At 38.4% G+C, this 22,786-nt stretch carries 12 protein-coding genes; 11 read left to right on the top strand and 1 reads right to left on the bottom strand.

The genetic code is table 11. The features are described from left to right. Positions 1-158 precede the first annotated feature (158 nt). Positions 159-1,730 (top strand): sulfatase, encoded by a 1,572-nt coding sequence (locus tag ACT29I_RS16720; RefSeq protein WP_430935861.1) that lies wholly within the window; start codon positions 159-161, stop codon positions 1,728-1,730. Positions 1,731-2,278: 548 nt separating this feature from the next. Then, positions 2,279-3,490, top strand: coding sequence for an ATP-binding protein (locus ACT29I_RS16715; RefSeq protein WP_444793967.1), 1,212 nt, complete (start codon positions 2,279-2,281; stop codon positions 3,488-3,490). A gap of 402 nt (positions 3,491-3,892) precedes the next feature. Here ACT29I_RS16715 and dnaK read toward each other — a convergent pair whose 3' ends face one another. Beyond that, positions 3,893-5,821 carry a molecular chaperone DnaK gene (gene dnaK / locus ACT29I_RS16710; protein WP_430935857.1) on the bottom strand — a complete coding sequence of 643 codons (1,929 nt, stop codon included), beginning with the start codon at positions 5,819-5,821 and terminating at the stop codon, positions 3,893-3,895. An 866-nt stretch (positions 5,822-6,687) separates the two neighbouring features. On the opposite strand from dnaK, the gene ACT29I_RS16705 reads away from it, so the two are divergent. The 9 genes from ACT29I_RS16705 (at position 6,688) to ACT29I_RS16665 (ending at position 22,644) form a co-directional block, all read left to right on the top strand. Next, entirely contained in the window at positions 6,688-8,256 is a 1,569-nt protein-coding gene (locus ACT29I_RS16705; RefSeq protein WP_444793966.1) for a hypothetical protein, read from the top strand. After that, complete coding sequence (locus ACT29I_RS16700; protein WP_444793965.1) at positions 8,246-9,661, top strand: DUF5723 family protein; 1,416 nt, start codon at positions 8,246-8,248, stop codon at positions 9,659-9,661. The genes ACT29I_RS16705 and ACT29I_RS16700 overlap by 11 nt, the downstream gene beginning before the upstream one ends. A gap of 663 nt (positions 9,662-10,324) precedes the next feature. After that, entirely contained in the window at positions 10,325-12,742 is a 2,418-nt protein-coding gene (locus tag ACT29I_RS16695; protein ID WP_444793964.1) for a TonB-dependent receptor domain-containing protein, read from the top strand. A gap of 366 nt (positions 12,743-13,108) precedes the next feature. Beyond that, complete coding sequence (locus tag ACT29I_RS16690) at positions 13,109-13,534, top strand: DUF6769 family protein (protein ID WP_444793963.1); 426 nt, start codon at positions 13,109-13,111, stop codon at positions 13,532-13,534. A gap of 146 nt (positions 13,535-13,680) precedes the next feature. After that, positions 13,681-15,222: an efflux RND transporter periplasmic adaptor subunit gene (locus tag ACT29I_RS16685; RefSeq protein WP_444793962.1), complete on the top strand. Its 1,542-nt coding sequence runs from the start codon at positions 13,681-13,683 to the stop codon at positions 15,220-15,222. Between the two features lie 38 nt (positions 15,223-15,260). Further along, entirely contained in the window at positions 15,261-18,362 is a 3,102-nt protein-coding gene (locus ACT29I_RS16680) for an efflux RND transporter permease subunit (protein ID WP_444793961.1), read from the top strand. Further along, positions 18,359-19,537: a TolC family protein gene (locus tag ACT29I_RS16675; RefSeq protein WP_444793960.1), complete on the top strand. Its 1,179-nt coding sequence runs from the start codon at positions 18,359-18,361 to the stop codon at positions 19,535-19,537. The genes ACT29I_RS16680 and ACT29I_RS16675 overlap by 4 nt, the downstream gene beginning before the upstream one ends. A gap of 249 nt (positions 19,538-19,786) precedes the next feature. Continuing rightward, the gene (locus tag ACT29I_RS16670; RefSeq protein ID WP_444793959.1) at positions 19,787-21,760 is read left to right on the top strand and encodes a sulfatase-like hydrolase/transferase; all 1,974 of its coding nucleotides are present in this window, start codon (positions 19,787-19,789) and stop codon (positions 21,758-21,760) included. A gap of 338 nt (positions 21,761-22,098) precedes the next feature. Then, positions 22,099-22,644, top strand: a complete 546-nt coding sequence (locus ACT29I_RS16665) for a hypothetical protein (protein ID WP_444793958.1) — start codon at positions 22,099-22,101, stop codon at positions 22,642-22,644. The last annotated feature ends 142 nt before the right edge of the window (positions 22,645-22,786 follow it).

The raw sequence follows: 22,786 nt of genomic DNA, 5'->3' as shown, positions 1-22,786 counted from the left end.
AAAAATAGATGGACAACCCTCTTGGGATGTTGACCTAGTAGTAAAATTTTTAAAATATAAATAGATGAAACCGGCATGGCCGGGGCAAATAATTAGGCCACACAGGAGCATGATTGAAGTTTGCGCTGGTTATCAGAGTTTTGCTAATTTTTAAACATATGAAACAGACTAAAGTAAAATGGAATTTATTGATAGCAATCTTAGTTTTGCTATCTAGCTGCACATCTCCTTCGAAGGAGCAGGAAAAAGAAAAGACGGCACGACCTAATATTCTATTTATTCCTGTTGATGATTTACGTCCTGAGTTTGGTGCCTACGGAAGCGATTACGTAATAACTCCTAATATGGACAGGTTGGCCAAGCAAGGGGTAACCTTTACCCGAACTTATTGCCAGGAGGCAGTTTGTAATCCTTCGCGAGCGAGTTTGCTTACAGGTCTTCGTCCCGATTCAATAAAAGTGTGGGATTTAATTACCGAATTCAGACATACTATGCCTGATGTGGTTACCCTACCTCAATATTTTAAACAAAATGGATACCATACAGTTGGTTTGGGGAAAGCCTTTCATAACAATGATCCGGACACTATTTCTTGGTCGGAAGTACCTCAAAATCTCGATGGTTTTCCATTCGATCCGGATGCTTTTTATCTGAACGAAGAAAATCTGGAAATCCAAAAAGAAAAAATTGAAGCGTTAAAGGCTGCAGGGAAATCAAGAATTGATCAGTGCGGGCATTGGTATGTAAAAGCAAATGCCACGGAGATTGCTGAAGCAGACGATGATGCATATTATGATGGTGCTCAGACTACTGAGGCCATAAATATTCTTAAAAGACTAAAGTCGGCAGATAAACCTTTCTTTCTTTCTGTAGGATATTATCGTCCTCACCTTCCGTTTAATGCCCCTAAAAAATATTGGGACATGTATAACAGAGATGAGATTCCATTAGCTGAAAATCAATTTGTTCCAGAAGGAGTGCCTGCCTATCTGATTCATGGTGAAGCAGAGTTGAGAGGATATTCCGATTGTCATGATCTGCCATTACCCAGTCAAGAGCCCTGGGATATTGAACGTCAGAAAGAAATTAAACACGGTTACTATGCCAGTGTTACGTATACCGATGCACAAATTGGCCGTTTGTTAGATGCGCTTGATGAGTTGGGTTTGGCAGAAAATACCATTGTGGTTTTATGGGGTGACCATGGCTGGAAACTTGGCGAACACAATGGCTGGTGCAAGCAAACTACCTATGAAATAGATACACGTGTTCCGATGATTTTTAGTGGTGCAGGTGTTAAAGCCAAAGGCAGACAGAGTGATGCATTAACAGAATTTGTCGATATTTATCCCACCTTATGTGACATGGCAGGTATTCCAATTCCAGAACATTTACAGGGCACGAGTGTTACACCACTCCTTGAAAATCCTGATTTGGTATGGAAAAGTGGAGCCTTTAGCCAATTTCTTTTAGGACGTTACGGACGTACAACAACGATTCCATTCGAGCAAATGGGTTATGCCCTTCGAACCGACCGCTTTCGTTATGTAGAATGGTATAAATGGATTGACGATACAAAAGGAGAGTTTTTAAGAAGTGAGTTATATGATCATGAGATAGATCCTCAGGAAAATAAAAACAGGGCTAATGATCCTGAATATACAAAATCGATCGAAGAACTTTCGAAACAATTAAAAGCGGGTTGGAGAAAAGCCCAACCGAAACAATAGACAGTAATCTTTAGCGTAGAATTTAAGGAGGAGAAGTACCCAAATAATTGGGTGCTTCTTTTTTTTTTATAAAATACTATTCTACAATTACCCTAGAAAATAGTTTTTCACAAACAAAAAACGCAGTAAATCAATGATTTACTGCGTTTTGCTAATTATTGGTTATTGTTAATAATCGCTATCTACTTTACCTCTTCAAAATTAACCGCTGCTTATTATCAGAGCTTTATAATTATATGAAACAAATATGGAACAAATGTACTCTTCTTTATAAGTTCCTCAATTATCAAAGAATTGAACCAATGTAGACTTAATAAGGGATAAAGTATTAATTCATTATTTTGACATCTATATTTTTAGAGTTGCGTAACTGTATACCATAAAAACAATTCCGCACAAAAGAGGGCAATCACAATTGAATCAATTAAAAAGATAACTGAATTATCTTATTAAAATATGATTAAATTTTACAGAAAAAGTTTAAAGTATAGTTTAAATAATGTATTATATATGCAAATAGTTAAGGTATACTTAAAACATTGTTTGCTGTGAATATTCCCAAAAATATCATTTCAAGAGAAGATTATATATCTAAAATTGATCCCTTCATAAATACTTCTTTAATAAAGGTGTTAACAGGACAAAGAAGGGTTGGTAAATCTTATCTTCTATTTCAGCTAATAAATCTTATTTCAAAAAGATATGATAACGCCAATATAATCTATATAAATCTGGAGGATTTGGCTTTTGATTTCATTAAAACCGCAAAGGATTTAAATAATTATGTGATTGAGCATCTATCATCATCAAATCCCAACTATTTGTTTGTAGATGAGATTCAGGACGTTGAAGATTTCGAAGCAGCCTTGCGCTCTTTAGCTCTGAATGAAAATATTGATATTTATATTACAGGAAGTAATGCCAAGATGCTTTCCGGAGAACTGGCAACTACTTTAAGTGGGAGATATATTGAGATTAGCGTCTATAGTTTGTCCTACCTTGAGTTTCTGAAGTTTCATTCACTAGATGATTCAGATGATAGTTTAGCATTGTTTATGAAGTATGGAGGACTTCCATACATAACCAACTTACCGCTTAATGACGATGTTATTTTTGAATATCTTAAAAATATATATAGTACTATTATATATCGAGATGTGGTGAGTCGGTTTAATCTGAGGAATACCCAGTTTCTTGAACGTTTGGTTATATTTTTAGCAGATAATGTAGGTAGTCTTTTTTCCGCAAAAAAAATTAGTGACTTTCTAAAATCGCAAAAAGTAAATATATCTTCTGTACAAATTCAGAATTATATCAAATATTTGTCGAGTGCGTTTATTACTTTACCAGCAAGGCGGTACGATATAGTAGGGAAACGAATCTTTGAGATAGGAGACAAATATTTCTTTGAAAATATTGGAATCAGAAATGCGATAGTGGGTTATAAAACCAATGATATTGCTAAGATTCTTGAAAATTTGGTATACAATCATCTGTTGTTTTGCGGTTATTCAGTAAAAGTAGGCGTGTTGAATGCGCAGGTGATTGATTTTGTTTGTGAAAGAAGCAATAATAAGAAATATGTACAGGTTTCATATCTACTAGAAAAGGAGGAAACGGTTAAGCGTGAGTTTGGGAACCTCTTGAAAATTGATGACAACCATCCTAAGGTGGTAGTTTCTATGGATAAATTGGCTGGAGATGGTTATGATGGGGTTGACCATATTTATATTAGGGATTTTCTAAGAACACGGTTTTAGTTATGTATATTTTTTTCATTCAATTATTCAGCATAGGTCACATTTCACACCCTTAAGCAACCGATCTGATATTTCTGGAAGATTTTCAAAAGGAATTGGAATAAATAATGAGCGGAAAAATAGGCCACATTGCTCACAAATCTTTGGTAATTTCAATTGACTTTTCGCCATGCTTTCGTCAGTTTTTAGCTTCGTTATATAAAATAAGCATCTATATGACCTAATAAGACTGTTTAACACGCACATTAACATCAAATAACGTGCGTAACAAATATGGTACTTATGTATGACGGAAAATAATAAGAGACTATTTAAATAAATAATTTCTCACAAACAAAAAACGCAGTAAATCAAAGATTTACTGCGTTTTGCTAATTATTGATTATTGTTAATAATCGCTATTTATTTGACTTCTTCAAAATCTACATCAGTCACTTCGTCGTCGCCACTTTTAGCTTTGCTGCCTTGTGCTTGTTGTCCTCCATCAGGTCCTGGTTGAGCACCTCCTGGTTGAGCACCACCATCAGCTTGGCTAGCGTTGTACATCTCCTGCGAAGCAGCCTGGAATACTGTGTTCAACTCTGTAGTTGCAGCATCAATACCGGCCAAATCTTCAGCTTTGTGAGCAGTTTTTAATTTTTCAAGCGCAGCTTCGATGGGCGCCTTTTTGTCAGCAGGTAACTTATCACCAAACTCTTTTAATTGCTTTTCGGTTTGGAAGATAAGGCTGTCGGCCCCGTTCATCTTGTCAATCTTCTCTTTGGCTTGCTTGTCAGCCTCTGCATTGGCAGCGGCCTCGTCCTTCATGCGCTTGATTTCGTCATCGCTCAAGCCGGAAGAAGCTTCGATACGGATGCTTTGCTCTTTACCGGTTGATTTATCTTTAGCTGTTACATGAAGAATACCATTTGCATCAATGTCAAAAGACACTTCGATTTGAGGTATCCCACGCTGTGCTGGTGGAATTCCGTCTAAGTGGAAACGACCAATTGTTTTGTTTTGGTTAGCCATCGGACGTTCGCCCTGTAAGACGTGAATCTCTACCGAAGGCTGGTTGTCAGCAGCTGTTGTAAATGTTTCCGATTTCTTGGTCGGTATAGTAGTGTTGGATTCGATCAGCTTGGTCATGACACCACCCATGGTTTCAATACCTAACGAAAGCGGCGTAACGTCCAATAACAATACATCCTTAACTTCACCGGTCAATACACCTCCCTGGATAGCGGCACCTACTGCTACAACTTCATCCGGGTTCACACCTTTGGAAGCTTCTTTCCCGAAGAAACTTTTCACAATTTCCTGGATTGCAGGGATACGGGTTGAACCACCCACCAGGATTACTTCGTCAATATCGGACGGAGACATTCCTGCATCAGATAACGCTTCCTTACATGGCGCCAAAGTAGCCTGTATTAATTTGTCGGCCAATTGCTCGAATTGAGCACGGCTTAATGTTTTCACCAAGTGCTTTGGAATACCGTCAACAGGCATAATATATGGCAGGTTGATTTCAGTTGAGTTGCTGCTCGAAAGCTCAATCTTCGCTTTTTCGGCTGCATCTTTCAAACGCTGGTGCGCCATTGGGTCTTTGCGTAAATCAATGCCTTCCTCTTTTAAAAATTCATCTGCCAACCAGTTAATGATCACATCGTCAAAGTCGTCGCCGCCCAGGTGAGTATCACCGTTGGTAGATTTTACTTCGAATACACCATCGCCTAACTCAAGAACGGAAATATCAAAAGTACCACCACCAAGGTCGAACACGGCGATCTTCATGTCCTTGTCCATCTTGTCAAGGCCATATGCCAAAGATGCAGCAGTGGGTTCATTGATGATACGTTTCACCGTTAAACCAGCTATTTCACCAGCTTCTTTGGTAGCTTGACGTTGTGCGTCGTTAAAGTAAGCAGGAACAGTAATTACCGCCTCGGTTACTTCTTGTCCAAGATAATCTTCGGCAGTCTTCTTCATTTTTTGAAGAATCATGGCGGAGATTTCCTGTGGGGAATATTTTCTATCTCCGATAACAACACGTGGGGTATTGTTATCGCCTTTGATTACTTTATATGGTACACGAGAAACTTCCTTAGGAATTTCGTCATAGTTGTCACCGATAAAACGCTTGATAGAATATACGGTGTGAGCAGGGTTTGTAATAGCCTGACGTTTTGCAGGATCACCTACTTTTCTCTCTCCTCCATCAATAAATGCAACAATTGATGGTGTGGTTCTTTTACCTTCGCTATTTGGAATTACAACCGGCTCGCTTCCTTCCATCACGGAAACACAAGAGTTGGTTGTACCTAAGTCGATTCCAATTATTTTTCCCATTTTTATTTAATTTATTATAAGATTTTTAAATTGTCTATATGTGAACTCGATCAGCATTGTTTCAAATGCTGTGCCACGTGGCATTTATGTCAGTTTGATGAAATATTGACACGGGAAGAAAGAAATTCAATATAATCCTGTCATGTTTTTGTGACAAAAGTGCAGTATTCGGTCAACTGTTTCTGGTGGGCTTCGATTCCATAAAAAATATTTTGAAATCATGTTTTTATTACTGATAAGCGTGTTGCCCTTGTTTCGCTGACAAGGGATAAATTATCCCAAAATAGTCATTAGACATCCTCTAAATGTCAATTCGATGATCAAATTCGAAACCTTACTTAAATACAGCCATGTAAGATTTTCTGTGCTGATAGCAATCGGGACCGTTGGTGCCTGCTTACGCTAAGGAGTTTAAAATGCCTAATGCCAGGTCCCAGATGATTGTTTGATTTAAGCGTTATAATTGTTCTAGACCCAAATAGCTGGCTGCACCGAACGATGTTTCAAAAATCATTTCTGTATCCGACAGCGACTAGACCTGATTTTTTATTACGTTTCCCAGAATCAAGTTCGGGAAAAACTCCCGAAATCCTTCGTAACAGATCGTTCCGGATTTATTTAGGTAGGTTATCCGGGACGGGACTATTCCCGCAATTATGCCGGACAGGTGCTGAATTTTATGCATTATTTCTATAAATTATGAATCGTTCAGGTTAGTATTAATATCGCTTTATTTTGTCAAAGGATGTTGTAAAGTATTGTCCAATAGTGTATATTGGGACATAAATAAACAATCCAACACATATATGATTTTACGCAAACGCAAGAAAAAAAGTATATTCCTTCTTATCACAATCTTGCTGGGGATGGGTGCATGCCAAAATTTGCTGGACGATTTAAATAGCGCCAAGGTTGATTTTGTAACCGACTTGGGGCTTCGTGTGGCGGATGTCAGCTTGTACATTGATGAAGTCATAAAGATTGACGTGGAACCAATGGTGCAAGGCATGCCAAAACCAGTGGTGGAACTGATGCCCGGTGAAGATGGCATTCTAAAAATGCGGATGACCCAAAAATACAATACCCTCCGTCTCGATTCCATGATAAATATAGCAGATTCGGTGTTTGCCGATTCTACGGGTTTTCCGGCTATATCCAATTTCTACGTTGAAGGGGATTTTGATTTTGGCTTCCAATTAAACACATTTTGGGGCGATGGATTCGATACCAAACAGTTGGATTCGTTAAAGCTCGATAACGGTATATTTAAACTGGAATTTAATACATACGATCAGTTTTACTCCGAATTTACTATCTCTTTCCCGGGTATTACGGACGAAAAAGGGGAGGTGCTGAAAGTAGAAAAATTTGTGCCCTCTCGCGAAAAGAATTCTATTGATCTGGATTTGTCCAACCATAAAATCCAGGTTTTAAAAAGAAGAAACCGTGAATACTTTCTGATTCATTTCGATTTTTATATTGAAAGCCTGGAAGACTATACCGATGTTGATCCTAAAATAAAGTTCCAGATGGAAAAGGTTGACCTGGACTATATTTATGGCGCGTTCGGGTACGACACCATACCTAATATAGGGCCGCAGGAAATATCTATGCCGGGAAGCATTTTGCAAGATCAGGATATATCAATGGATTTTAAACGACCGGATATAAAATTGCACACGCGTAACAGTTTCGACCTGCCATTTGCATATAACATTAAAAAAGCTTTGATGGAACTGGACGACGGAAGTATTGAAGAGGTTACGGGGATTCCCGATGTGATTTATATAGGGACTTCCAATGCGGAAGGTGTTTCGGACGGTGCCGTGTCAACCATTACGATCGACCCTTCAACCAATATTGATGAGTTGTTGGGCAAGGGGGCTGAATGGCTCGATATAGAAGGTTTTTTGATCACCAACCCCAATAATCCCACCCAAAAAAATTACATACGGGACGAAGACTCGCTGGACATTACGTTGGATATAGATCTTCCATTTGAAGCAAGGATATCGGAAATTGTGATTAGAGACACTATCGTTAGCAAGGTGTTCGAACCATTGGAAGATTTGGGTTTTGATGCCCTAATGACTTCTATTAAAACGGATATTTCCAATAATTTCCCTTTTGTGTTGAATATTCAATCATATTTTTACGACCGCAACAACATGCTTATCGATAGCCTGTTTGATAATCCTGCTGAAATAAGGGGGTCCGATAACGCAGGTAATCCTGTGAAGACCACATTTTACTCAAGTAAAAACCAGGAGCAGATCGAAAAATTATATGATACCCGGAAAACGATTACCGTGGCCACTTTTAAAACGGCCAACGCCGAAGAAGAAAAAATTGTTGTTTTCCGTAACGAACACAAACTTGATATTAGTTTAACTATCTTAACCAGCCTTCATGTTCAGTCGGGTAATGAAAACTAAATTTCTTAGGATTGCCATATGGTTGCTAATATTAGGCACCAGTGGTTTGTGCCTGGCTTTAAACGCCCAGGACAGAACCTTGTATTTTATGGACATCCATCCACAGAAAAACATGGTGAATCCGGCCTTTCAAAATGATGCCTCAGTGCTTATTGTGGGATTGTCGGCAAGTTCATTCTTCGATAACTCCTCGCTCACCTTCAGCGATTTGTTGACCCGCAAAACCGTGGATGGGGTTTCGGAGGTATATTGGGATTTTGAGTCTATCGATAAAAAACTCAGAGATAAAAACTTTTTATATGTGGGTGGTAGTGTTTCTCCAATATTTGTGGGCTTAAAACTGAACGACAAATGGTATTTGAACTTCTCGGCATCCCTTAAAAACGACTCTTACCTTATGTACCCGGGCAGCATCAGCAAATTACGCTTTGGCAATGCCAACCTGGAAACCAACTCGCCCAGGACTATCGATTTGAACAACTATAATTTTAAAGAACAAAGCTATACCGAGTTTTCCTTTGGAGCTTCTAAAAAAGTAAACGATAAATTTACTTATGGCGCCCATATAAAGGCTTTGATGGGTTTGTCGTCCATTAAAACAAATCACTTTCTGGCTTCCATTGAAACAAGTGATGACTTTTCGGAGTCGATACTCAAGACCGATATTTCCATGAACACGTCGGGCACCTTGTTTGAGGCAGATAAGTTAAAAAGGGTGTTTAATACCCAAATACAGGTGGACGATTTTCTATACGGGAAAGAAGCGTTTGGATTTAAGAATTTTGGAGTGGCCTTGGATGTGGGCATCACTTATAGCCTAAGCGATAAAATGGATATTTATGCTTCGATGGTTGATTTGGGCTTTATTAAATGGGGTAAAAGTGCCCAGCAACTGATTTCAAATGACGAATTTAAATTTAGTGGAGCGTATTTTTCGCCATATATCGTCAACGAAGATGATTTTGATTTTGTGGACTATCTTAAGCAATATGCCGATACCTTATCCTCGACCGTAATTCCGGATTCGTACAGTAAAGATTATAGAACAAACCTGGTACCTAAAACCTATCTTGGCGCCTCGTATCGATATTCGGATAAACTTAGCTTTAACGGATTGTTTAATTCACATATATACAAAAACGGGTATGTGGCCAAAGGTACACTTGGGGCAACATGGATGCCCATAAAGAGAATAGGCCTTACGGGAACGGTATCGTACAGTAATTTTTCGTTGTATAATTTTGGGTTCGGCTTTCAGTATAAAGCCAAAAGCATGCAGGTATATTTGGTGACCGATAACATTAATTCTTTGGATGTGTGGAACAGCAGAGGACTGAACCTGGCTTTTGGAGTCCACTTTCAGGTTTGGAAAGGGGAAGCAACTGCTTCAATGGTAGGGTATTGAATAAGCATTACCGAAACTGTTCCAAAGTTCTGTACTTTGGAACAGTTGGAGTTTGATTCGTGAAATTAGCTTAATTTTGTCCGAAAAATGATAGTCGGATTTATGACACTTGGAATTCCGTAGGATGAAAGTAAAATTTGATATACCGTTGATTCTGTAGAAATGTAATGGAAGAGATCATGCTAAAGAATCACATCTATGATTCCATAAACTTTAGTGCTGTTGCGGATGGTAGTAGTTTTGACTTTTGATTTCCGAATAATTTATTTCAACACAAATAATCAAACAGGATTATTACTATATTCCCCGGGAGATTGACCAATGTGTTAAAATATTCCAGAAACAAGCATGGCTTTTATAACCGCATGCTTCAGCTATTTCAATACTCGAATTCGGTGTGGTAGCTAATAACACCCGTGCTTTCACTATATGTCGATTGTTGATATACAGTAAGGGAAGTATATTGGGGCGATTGTTTGAATTATATTGTAAAATGGCCTGTATACCAATGGGATAACTCGGCGAGATCGGATACCGTTGCTTTTTACTTCATTTATTTTGAAAATCGCTTACGATTTGTCCGGCCATTGCTGTGGCCAAGGATAAAAACCAAACAGTGAATAAAATATTACATTTGTCACCTAATTTTTTTTTAGATATAATATGAAGAGAAATATGCTGCTTTTTGCAATAATCCTTATTGCAGGTTTCAAGATTTATGCACAATCAAGCGCTACCATATCAGGGCAAATCCTTGACAAAGAAACAAAAGAAGTGATTCCATTTGCAACAGTTGCTATTCTATCCAATGAAAATATTAAAAATGCATCCATGAGCAAAGAAGACGGATGTTTTACGGTAAATGGCTTAATGTCTGGAAGATATAAAATACAAGTTTCATATCTGGGTTATAATACCTATCAATCTGACATTTTAATAGGGACACTAAATCAGTTCTATGATATTGGCAAGGTAGAACTAGAAGTCAATACAACTCAACTGGACGAAGTGACTATTAGCGGTGAAAGAAGCGAGATAAATGGCGGATTGGATAAAAAGTCGTACAGTATGAACAGTAATATGGCACAATCGGGAGGTTCAGTTATGGATGCGATGAAGGCGATGCCAAGTGTTTCGTTTGACCAGGAGGGAAAGGTAATTTTAAGAGGTAGCGACAAGGTAATTATTTTAATAGACGGGAAACAATCGAGCCTGACAGGATATGGCAATCAAAAAGGATTGGACAATATTCCAGCTTCCAATGTAGAAAGGATTGAGATAATTAATAACCCGTCGGCAAAATACGATGCAGCAGGCATGGCTGGTATAATTAACATCGTATACAAAAAGGAAAAGCAAAACGGTTTACACGGAAGTATTGGTTTTGCGTACGGATTAGGAGCACTTACTAAACCTAAGGCAGATTTACCAACGGATTTGGGTAGTTTTTCTCCTACCCCAAAATATATTCCCAGTCTTGATTTAAACTACAAAGCAAAAAAACTTAGTGTTTTTATACAATCGGAGGTGCTTCATCAGAAGAAATTACCCAATAATGAATTTACGACACGGTATTACGACGATGGAAGAATTATAGCCTCGCAGGTTCCTGAAAACAGAAAACAAACGCACTACATCGTTAAAGGCGGCATAGACTATCAGTTTAACGAGCAAAATATTTTATCGCTTTCAGGAATCTACGATTGGGAATCACATGTCGATTCAGCCCAAGTTCCCTATATCGATTTAATGACGGATACCAGAAACCGCTATATAAACTGGAATGAAGAAGAAATAACAGGCTACATGAATTACCTGTTAAACTATACGCATAAATTCAAACAAACCGGACACGAACTTCATGCACATGCTCAGTATTCAAAAGGTTGGGAAGACGAAACCTATTATGTAAACGACAGCTCTTCTATTAGACCAAATGGCAGAGATATTACCAGTGTTTTAGGTACAGAGCATACAACAAGCCTGAATGTTGATTATACCAAACCCTTATCGGCCGGGCGTGTTGAAAGTGGGGCAAAAGTTCAGATAAGGAACCTGCCTGTAGATTACGAACAAGAAAGGGGTGAAAACTCCATTTTATATCCCGGATTGGGGAGTTGGACAAAATGGGGCGAGTCTATATATGCCGGATACATCAACTGGGTACACGAGAAAATAAAATATTCGGTAGAAGCCGGAATAAGGGCTGAGTACACCTCCGTCTTTTATGATATGGATGAGGAAAACATTTATTACACCCAGAATGATAAATACGATTACTTTAAACTTTTCCCCAACATACGATTAAGCTATAAACTTAATGAAAACAATAGAATTTCGATTTTCTTTAATCAGCGAATTGACCGTCCGGGCGAACCGGAACTGCGTATGTATGCTAAATCAGACGACCATGAATTGGTCAAAGTAGGCAATCCATACTTACGACCTCAGTATACACAATCAGCAGAAATCGGTTATAAAACAAATTGGAAGAAAGGTTCCTTGTTCCTTTCGGGTTATTACAGGTTCATTACCGACCCATATATGAGGGTTTACACAGTGGACACGAGCAGACCCGAATATGATGTGATTCTAAAAAGCTACGCTAATACAGGAGAATCAGCGAATTTGGGATTTGAATTAGTTTTTAGTCAGAAAATTTCGGACTTCTACGAATTGTCAGGGAATTTTAATAGGTATCAAAACAAAATACAAGCCTACACAGGAACTCTTTTATTCCCTTATGAACACGCTTTTAATGTAGAACAGACCACTGATAATACTTGGGATTTTAAAATTATTAATACCATTACTTTACCAAAAGAATTTCAATTTCAGTTAACGGCATTGTATTTAGCCCCTAAAAACATTCCACAAGGAAAACAATTGTCCCGAAGTTCAATTGATATTGGTATGAACAAGAAACTGTGGCAAGGAAAAGGTGAATTATCTTATGCATTTACTGATATTCTTAATCAATTCGGTCTTCAGCAGGAAATAGATGGGGAAGGATTTACGGCAGATTATGAGAATTATTATGAAACTCAAATTATGCGGATAGGTTTAAAGTATAAATTCTAAATCCCAGCCCCTAACATTTGGTATTTTGGAATGGCAGGGAAAGTGCTAAATATCAAGGTTTGTAACCCGCTCAAGCTGTGTAGCGGTTTGACAGGAAAGTTCTACGCAATCTGTCACTACTCATACAATCTAGTGTTGGTGTGCCACAAAGCTGTGGTAATCCGGTAGGTGTAAACCCTACCTAAATAATTGTTTAAAGATCATTGCTCCGTTCGGCATAATTCAAGCAAGCTTGATTCTGCTCTCTTTCTTATCGCAATAAGTTTTCAAAAGAGCTGTTTTTTTGCCGTCACGCAACCCACCATTTATCCGTACTATTGCAAAACTTTTTTGTAAATTTGTAACGTAAAGTAAAGTACAGGATAAATGATGAGAAATAAAACAGCATTCATATTTGTATTGTTAGCCAACCTGGTTTTGTGGGTTCATGCTGTTATTCCTCACCATCATCATGTTGACAATACTATTGCACTCATCGTTGATTGTACTCATCAAGAAGGTCATAACCATATTGAATGTTCGCCTATCTGTTGCGAAGAGGGTGAATCCTCCGAAACTACAGCTTGCAGTTTAGGTCAGGCCATTTTAATTCCAGGGAATTCGGTAAGTAATAACGAATTGTCGAGTGAGGTGGTTTCTTTAATTTCCCTTTTCTTTACGTTCGGTGATTTTAGATTTTCCTTACACCGTAATTTCTTCATCAATGCTGTATATGGAATAGCAGAAAGCATTCCATTGTATTCAAGGTTATTGGTTTCTTCACAAGGTCTGAGAGCACCTCCTGTTTGTTAAAAGTCAATTTGTTTTTTTCAGAATGTTTTAAGCCTTTTTACCTGATTGGCTTGTAAAAACATATGCTGTTATTTGGCGGATAATGCCGAAAGGTTTTGCTATTCGCAAAATATGAATTCGATTTTTAAATTATATACAACGGAAAAATGAAGCTGAAAATATTAGCTATTGCATTGCTGAGTTTAATTTATGTAGCATGTAATCAAAGTAATAGCCACGAAGGGCATGACCATGAAGCACACAATCATTCTAATGAAGAAGGACACGATGAAAACGAAGAAGTAAAATTTCAATATACTGCATATGGTAAAAGCTTTGAATTATTTGCAGAAGCCGATGCCTTTATTGCCGGAAAGAAAGCCAATGTGCTTTCGCACTTCTCTGTTTTACCCGACTTTAAAGCGGTTGAGAAAGGCAGTATCACCATTATTCTTTTGGTAAATGGCAAAGAAACAAAACAGACCCTTGACAAACCCACCCGTAAAGGGATTTATAGCTTCGATATTGAACCCAATACAATGGGAACCGGAGCACTTATATTTAAAATTAAAACAGAAACAGGATATTCAGAAATAACAGTTCCACAAGTAACTGTTTTTGCTGGTGAAAGAGAAGCTCATGAAGCTTCTGAAATGAATGCTGTTTCGCCTACCAACACGATTGCATTTACAAAAGAACAATCTTGGAAAATAGATTTTGCCACAGAGCTTCCAATAGTAACCCCATTCGGACAGGTAATTAAAACAGTTGCCAAAATTGAACCTGCCAGAGGGGAAGAATCGGTACTTACAGCAAAAGCTGCCGGGATAGTTGTTTTTTCGGATAACAGCTTGCTTGAAGGTAAGAATATAACACAGGGACAAACGCTGCTAACGTTATCATCAGGGGCATTAGCTGAAAAAAATATCGCTGTACGTCTTGCAGGAGCAAAAAGCAATTACGAAACGGCTAAAGCAAACTATGCACGGGTATCGGACTTGGTGAAAGATAAATTGATAACTGAATCAGAATTTCTTGAAGCTAAAAAGGAGTTTGAAACAACAGAAGCAATTTATAATAATCTTATGAGGAATTTCAGTTCGGAAGGCCAATTCGTTAAAAGCCATTTGAACGGCTACGTTAAAAATATCTATGTGGCAAATGGTCAATATGTCGAAGAAGGGCAAGCGCTTGTGTCCCTATCTCAAAATAAAAACCTGATTTTAACCGCTCAGGTACAACAGAAGTATCTGGAGTATTTGCCTTCTGTTGTTTCTGCCAATATTAAAACCTTGCACAACAATAAAACTTACACTTTTGATGAATTAAATGGAAAGGTGCTGTCTTATGGTAAATCGGCATCCAACAATTCTTTTATGATTCCTGTACATCTGCAAATTGCCAATAAAGCAGGTTTTGCCCCCGGAACACTGACAGAAGTATATTTAAAAACGGTAACCAATACCAAAGCCATGACAATTCCCAATAGCGCAATTTTGGAAGAACAAGGTGTTTTCTATGTTTTTGTGCAGCGCAGCCCTGAATTATTCGAGAAGCGTGAAGTAAAACTTGGCGGAACAGATGGAATTAGATCCGAAGTGATTTCCGAAATAAGAGCCACTGAAAGAATAGTAACGCGTGGCGCAATGCAAATAAAGCTGGCTCAGGCATCTTCTGTACTTGACCCTCATGCAGGTCACGTACATTAAAACAATGCTTTCCATTTTAATCATTATAAGAGTAAACAATGATAAATAATATTATAAGATTTTCACTGAATAATAAGTTTCTGATTCTTTTGGGTTCGGTGGTACTTGTGGTTTTCGGATTACGGACAGCAACCAATATGGATATCGATGTTTTTCCCGATTTAACCGCGCCTACCGTAATTGTAATGACCGATGCCCATGGTATGGCTCCGGAGGAAGTGGAACGATTGGTTACCTACCCCATTGAAACAGCTGTGAATGGAGCTATGGATGTAAGACGTGTTCGTTCAACGTCTGCCCTGGGCTTTTCTTTCGTTTGGGTCGATTTTGATTGGGGAACTGATGTGTATAAAGCACGACAGGTGGTGAGCGAAAAACTAATGACCGTTCAGGAAGTTATCCCTGAAAATGTGGCAAAGCCAATACTTGCTCCCCAATCGAGTGTCATGGGAGAAATTCTCTTTTTGAGTTTGCAAGCGGATTCTACAGACCTTACTACACTACGTACCATTGCCGAATGGAATTTACAACCACAAATTCTTGCTACAGGTGGAGTTTCACAGGTTACCATAGTAGGTGGAGACTATAAACAATACCAGGTTCTTGCCGACCCAATGAAAATGAACTATTACGATGTATCTGTTCAGGAGCTGGCCGATGCCTGTAAAGAAATGAGCCAAAATTCTTCGGGGAAAATAGTACGTGAATATGGCAATGAATATGTTGTAAGAGGAATGGCCCGCACCTCGAAAATTGATGATTTAGGGAATACGTATATTAAGTCGGTTAACGGAAATCCCGTTCGAGTTAATGATGTTGCAGAAGTTAAACTGGGAAGTGCTGTTAAAATGGGATATGCTGCCCACAACGCAAAACCTGCCATCATAATATCTGTATCTAAACAGCCCAACACCAATACTTTGGCGGTAACAGAAAACATTGAAAAAAAGATTGAATCCATAAAAGCAACACTTCCGCCCGATGTAACTGTAAATACTAAGATTTTCCGTCAGGCCGATTTTATTGAAACATCGGTAAACAATGTTCAAAAAGCCTTGCTGGAAGGAGCTGCACTAGTGATTATTATTTTATTCCTGTTTTTGGGGAGTTTTCGAACCACCATTATTTCACTATTAGCAATTCCTTTGTCGTTATTAGGTTCTGTAATTGTATTACAGCTTTTAGGTCTGAACATTAATACGATGAGCCTTGGAGGTATGGCTATTGCTATCGGTTCATTGGTTGACGATGCCATTATTGATGTTGAGAACGTGTATAAACGTTTAAAGCAGAATTTTAAAATACCGCCCGGCGACAGGCAAAATTCGTTTACGGTGGTTTACGAAGCCTCAAAAGAAATAAGGGCATCTATTTTAAATGCAACACTAATTATTATAGTTGCCTTTATGCCCCTGTTCTTTCTGTCAGGAATGGAGGGGAGAATGCTTAAACCTTTGGGTATAGCATATATCGTATCTCTTTTTATGTCCTTGCTAATTGCCATGACTTTAACGCCACTCCTGGCTAAAATGATGCTGTCAGGAGATAAATACTTATCGGGAAGAGATAAGGATAGTTGGCTGGCAGGGAAATTGGCTAAGGGATATGAGAAATCGTTAAAATGGGTGCTTGGTCATAAAAAATGGGTTGTGTTGCCGGTTATGGGATTGTTTATTATTTCCCTTGTCATGTTCTCGCGATTGGGAAGAACCTTTCTGCCTGAGTTTAACGAGGGAGCTCTAACCCTTTCTGTTGTGATAAAACCGGGAACCTCACTTGAAGAGAGCAACCGTGTGGGAAACCTTGTAGAAAATGAAATGCTTTCAATTCCTCATGTTACAAGTACCGCAAGACGGACAGGACGGGGCGAACTGGATACCCACTCCCAAAGTACAAATAGTGCCGAGATAGATGTTAACTTTTCACTAAAAGAAAGGGAACTAGAAGATTTTTTAAGAGAAGTAAGGGCTAAATTATCTTCCATTCCCGGCATAGCATATACCGTGGGCCAGCCTTTGGGACACCGTATCGACCACATGCTTTCGGGTACGCGTGCCAACATTGCTATTAAATTGTTCGGAACCGATTTAAACCGCATGTTCACTATCGGAAACCAAATTAAATCCGACATTATTGATATTGAAGGTCTGGTTGACGTTAGCGTGGAACAACAGGTTGAGATTCCTCAGATTCAAATTCGTGCAAACCGCAATATGCTTTCATTTTATGGAATAAGCATACATGAGTTTAACGCGTTTATTGACATAGCGCTTGGAGGAGAAAAGGTGGCTGATATTTACGAGGGCCAAAAGACGTTTGATTTAATATTGCGATTCAGTACCGATTATACCGACAAAATATCTGGTATTATGGATGCCTTGATTGATACATATGATGGTCGTAAAATTCCATTGAGTGAGGTTGCTGAAATTGTTTCGGCTACCGGCCCAAACTCCATTAGCAGGGAAAATGTTCAGCGCAAGCTGGTTATTTCTGCCAACGTTGCCGAAAGGGATTTACGAGGTGTTGTTGAAGATATTCAGAATAATATAAACAACAATATTAAGCTTCCTGAAAATTACTATATCCAGTACGGAGGTCAGTTTGAAAGTGAGCAAAAAGCATCTCGTATGCTTATGTTGACTTCCATAGCTGCCATATTTATCATTTTTATGTTGCTTTATCAGGAGTTTAAAAACTTCAACCTGGCAGCAATTATTCTGCTAAACTTACCGCTTGCTCTTATCGGAGGGATTATAGCCGTGGTAATTACTTCCGGTATGTTAAGCATCCCTGCAATAATCGGGTTTATAACCTTGTTCGGTATTGCTACCCGAAACGGAATTTTACTGGTTTCCCGTTACCAACATTTACAGCAAGAGGGAGAACGGCTGTATGAAACATTGATACATGGCTCTAAAGACAGGTTATTACCAATCCTAATGACGGCGCTTACCGCTGCGTTGGCTCTTATTCCATTGGCCATGAATGGCGATAAGCCCGGTAACGAAATTCAAAGCCCGATGGCACAGGTTATTTTAGGTGGCCTGCTTACCTCAACCATCCTGAATATTTATATCGTACCAATGGTTTACCAGTTCTTCAACAACAAAGGATTAATTAAAAACGAATCGAAATGAGTAAAATATATATAACATTAATATTCATTCTTTCGGTTTCCACCGCCTTTTCCCAAGCCGGCATAGATTCGGTTTTGGCTGAAATCGAAAAGAACAATACAACCTTGGCAGCATATCGTAAAAATGCCGATGCCGATAAAATAGGTAATAAGACAAGCCTATTACCCGAAAATCCGGAAGTGGGATTTAACTATTTATGGGGTAACCCTGACCAGATTGGTAACAGAACCGACTTATCGGTCACGCAATCATTCGATTTTCCGACAGCTTATATGTATAAATCGCAGCTTGCCAACCTGAAAAACGAACAGGTTGAAATGGAATATAAAAGGCAACGGTATGATGTTTTGCTTGGCGCAAAAGTTCTTTGCACAGAGCTTACTTATTTAAACGCTTTGTATGCTGAATATCAAAAACGCTTTAACAATGATTTAAAAAATGCGAATGCCTTCAAAAAGAAAATGGAAGTTGGTGATGCTACTATTCTTGAATATAACAAGTCTCAAATAAGCCTGTTAAATACAGAAAAACAATTGGAACAAATCAAAATTGAGCGTGATGTCGCATTACTACAGCTAGCATGGTTAAATGGAGGTAATACGCTTGATTATAGCGATAGTGTTTTTGTGGCAGATATTATTGAACCTGATTTTGAAAAGTGGTACGCACAGGCTGCAAGCTATAATCCAATGCTTAATTGGCTAAAACAGGAAATAGCCATCTCTTTGAAAGAAAAGCAACTACGGGTAGCACAAAATTTACCGAAAATAAATACAGGTTACATGAGCGAAAAAGTAGTGGGTGAGCAATTTCATGGGGTAACGCTTGGTCTTTCAATACCTCTGTGGGGAAATAAAAACACGGTAAAATATGCCAGGTTAAAAACCGAGGCAGTGAATAGCATGGAAACTGATGCCAAAGTTCAGTTTTATAACGAAATGAAAACTTTACATGGCAAGGCAACGGCTTTACAAAATAGTATAACCGATTTTAAACAACGCATTTCGGCCAATAACATTCTGGATTTGTTAGAAAAAGGGATGCAAAAGGGTGAGATTTCTATTTCTGAATATTATTATGAATTAATGTTTTTTTACGCCAATAAGGAAGAGCTATTAAGCATGGAGAAAGAACTAAATATCACTTTGGCTAAACTAAATAAATATAGCTTATAGAAAAGTGCGGAATGGGTTCCTGCTTTTCTTTTCTGTCTATTGTTTTGTGCGTTATGCGTAACGAAACAGATAAATCATTGCTACTATGAAAAATAAAACTTCACGTACGGTTTGATGCAGGGGGCGCTGTTAGTTTATTTATAATTGTTACTTTTAGTCACAGTAATTCGAGTAGGCTATCGGGCTCTGTTCTGCACCTTCATGATAACCCGCAGGGAAACCTACAATGAAATCTTATAAATTATTAAAATGAAAAACTATTCCTTATTTGTCACGTTTTCTCTTTTGCTTTTACAAATCGCTGGGCCAATTTACAGTCAAGAAAAACCAAATATTATACTCATTTTTCCCGATAATCTGGGAGTTGGCGAGGTTAGCTCTTTCGGAGGAGCTAGAGGCGTACCCACACCCAATATAGATGGCATTGGGGAAGAAGGCATTCGATTAACTAACTTTAATGTCGAGTATTCCTGTACACCTTCTCGAATTGCATTGCTTACCGGCCGATATGCCACTCGGGCCTGCGATAAATATTACAAAGGGGCCACGCTTTGGGAAAACACAATAGCAGAACGTTTAAAATCTGTTGGGTATGCCACTGCCCTTTATGGCAAATGGCATATTGGGGGTGATGATTGGAGAGGTAAACGGGAGCCTACACAACAAGGCTTTGATGAGTGGTATGGTATTCCGGGCACTACACATGTATCGCAATTTTCTTCGATGGAAGGATTTCCAAAAAAACATGAAGTTAGCTATATATGGAAGGGGAAAGCAGGTTCTAAATCGGAAAAGGTAAAACCGTTTGATTTATTGGCAAGACGTACTATTGATCGTGAAACAGCTGAGCTTGGAGTCCGGTTTTTTCAAAAAAACGCAAAAAATAAAAAACCTTTTTTCTTGTATTACCCCATGACTCAACTTCATTTTCCGTCGCTGCCCCATCCTGATAAGGAAGGCACTACCGGTGCGGGTGACATGGGAGATTCTATGGCCGATGTTGACTACAATGTTGGTTTAATCTTAAAAGAACTGGAAAGATTGGATATTGAAAATAATACGCTTGTGATATGGTGTACCGACAATGGTGCCGAAATGAGGAGGCCGTGGAGAGGGTCTTCAGGCCCGTGGAGAGGTTATTACAATTCGGCCATGGAAGGTGGCATTAGAACACCTGCCGTTATTCGCTGGCCAAAGAGGATAAAGGCCGGTCAGATTTCCAACGAAATTGTGCATGTGGTAGACCTGTTTACTACGATTATGGCGGCCGCTGACGTGCCTACTACAGACACTAATGATCGAATTGTTGATGGTGTAAACCAACTGCCGTTTTTGGAAGGTATTCAACACAATTCAAATCGTGAAAGTGCCATTATTATGAATCAAAGAGGCGAAGTAATGGCAGTAAAATGGCATGATTGGAAGTTGTGGTACAATTTTAAAACCGAAATACCTGACCCGGACCCCGATAATTTGGTACGGCTATTCGATCTTAGAGTAGATCCACAAGAAGAAATAGATGTAAAAGACTACTATCCCTGGGTCATCGGTGTCATGGATTCCATTGTGAATGAATATGAATTATCTCTCGTGCAATATCCCAGAGTGTCTGCCAGTGCCAATGAAGCCGATCCATACTTACCTCCAAAAGTTGGCTCTGGAAGTTTAATTCCTACCTATACACGTTCTGATAGAGATACCGTTGATAGTACCTTTACGGCATTGCCCAATCCTGACTTTACCGGTAGTTGGTCTACTGCCGAATTGCATATTGTTTCAGTAATAAATAGAATTGAAAAACCTGAAGTGCCTGCTTTGGGAAGTGGTTGGGGCGATGAAATTTCAATTATCCATCAAGCAGATCAACTGGAAATTGAACGCGTGATATTTATTCCGAGAGAGATACAACCGTTAATAAAGTACCGATATATGCTTGATGGCTCCACTACCGAAAATAATAATACGATGGGACGTAGTATGAGGCCCACTATTTCAAAAACAAGATGGCAGGAAAATAGATTAGTGATAACAACCTTGATTCCTTATCAACATCCAAAAACCGGTAAGTGGATTGAATCTAAAATGACACAGACTATGTGGTTGGAAGCCCCAACAATATCACCTTGGGAGCCTACATTGATTGTGGAAACCATGAGAGATTCTGGAGTAAATAATAAGCCGGTTACCAATAGAACATTTTATGTGAGAGGATATCGAAAATGAGTTTCAACACTTATATGGCACCATCGGGAAGGTTGGTGTATTAAAGTAAAACCTTTTGATATAATGAAGGGCCAACAATCTGGTATAAAGCATAAATGTCAGCTTGGATTTAGGCGGTTCACAGGAGGTTTGAGCACCGCCAAAATTTCAATTTATGTTTAGAAAGCATTAAGTTTAACAAAAATAAAAATATTGGCTTTGTGGAGTTTGAGTCGGTTTGGCTTTTCAAATCATTTACGCTTCATCCAGTGAACGTTGTGTGCAACACCCTGCCGCATTTCAAGCTATGTATGCATTAACAAGCAAATTCTACTGAATTCTAAAATGAAAAATTATATATGGAAAAACTTAAGAATATCGAAAATATCATCTTATTGATTCTATGGACTATTTCATTAACTACCTTCCCAATCGCGTTATTAAATGATTATTCTTTGTTTCCCTCTGACTATTTTGGATTTGTAGGTTTGGTAGTTGTGTCTACATTTTCATATTTAAAACCAACGAAGTCTTTTGAAGCACTTTTGGTGTTACTGCTACTTGGACTATTTAATTTACTGTCATTTGCATATTTTATTAACATGGTAATGACATTTGGAATCTCTATTTTTGTAACTCCAGGAATTCAACTTATATCATTAGTTTTTCTGATTGTATTGGTCGCAAAAAGACGTAATAAAACAAGGCTTTTTTATCTTAAAATATTTGGGTTGACAGAGGAGGACAAAGAACAATCAAGGAAAAGCTCTCAGAATTTTTTTAAAAGAAAATTCGAAAATCTGACTGACATAGAAATTGAAAACAGACTTCAAGAAGATTTAGTTCCTGAAGCTATTGAAGCGTTAGTTGAAATTAAGGAAGAAAGAAAAAACGCACTACAATAAATAGAGTATATGAGCGGTCTGCAAGACCCAGCGATTATTCCAGGTTGAACTACAACCCGGCTTTGATACCTGCCAGGTATTTTAATAGGTTTTTTGCGTTATTTTATAGCTTTTGAATACGCGACACTACGTTTGTTTTTAC

This window comes from Saccharicrinis sp. GN24d3 (assembly GCF_052400645.1).
In the GTDB taxonomy this organism is placed as follows: Bacteria; Bacteroidota; Bacteroidia; order Bacteroidales; family Marinilabiliaceae; genus Saccharicrinis.
This window is presented reverse-complemented; position numbering and strand designations above follow the sequence as displayed.

Excerpts from the sequence above, each read along its gene's own strand:
- ACT29I_RS16680 (WP_444793961.1), top strand. The coding sequence starts at position 15,261 with ATGATAAATAATATTATAAGATTTTCACTGAATAATAAGTTTCTGATT.
- ACT29I_RS16695 (WP_444793964.1), top strand. The coding sequence starts at position 10,325 with ATGAAGAGAAATATGCTGCTTTTTGCAATAATCCTTATTGCAGGTTTC.
- ACT29I_RS16705 (WP_444793966.1), top strand. The coding sequence starts at position 6,688 with ATGGGTGCATGCCAAAATTTGCTGGACGATTTAAATAGCGCCAAGGTT.
- ACT29I_RS16690 (WP_444793963.1), top strand. The coding sequence starts at position 13,109 with ATGATGAGAAATAAAACAGCATTCATATTTGTATTGTTAGCCAACCTG.
- ACT29I_RS16720 (WP_430935861.1), top strand. The coding sequence starts at position 159 with ATGAAACAGACTAAAGTAAAATGGAATTTATTGATAGCAATCTTAGTT.
- ACT29I_RS16700 (WP_444793965.1), top strand. The coding sequence starts at position 8,246 with ATGAAAACTAAATTTCTTAGGATTGCCATATGGTTGCTAATATTAGGC.
- dnaK (WP_430935857.1), bottom strand. The coding sequence starts at position 5,821 with ATGGGAAAAATAATTGGAATCGACTTAGGTACAACCAACTCTTGTGTT.
- ACT29I_RS16685 (WP_444793962.1), top strand. The coding sequence starts at position 13,681 with ATGAAGCTGAAAATATTAGCTATTGCATTGCTGAGTTTAATTTATGTA.
- ACT29I_RS16670 (WP_444793959.1), top strand. The coding sequence starts at position 19,787 with ATGAAAAACTATTCCTTATTTGTCACGTTTTCTCTTTTGCTTTTACAA.
- ACT29I_RS16675 (WP_444793960.1), top strand. The coding sequence starts at position 18,359 with ATGAGTAAAATATATATAACATTAATATTCATTCTTTCGGTTTCCACC.
- ACT29I_RS16665 (WP_444793958.1), top strand. The coding sequence starts at position 22,099 with ATGGAAAAACTTAAGAATATCGAAAATATCATCTTATTGATTCTATGG.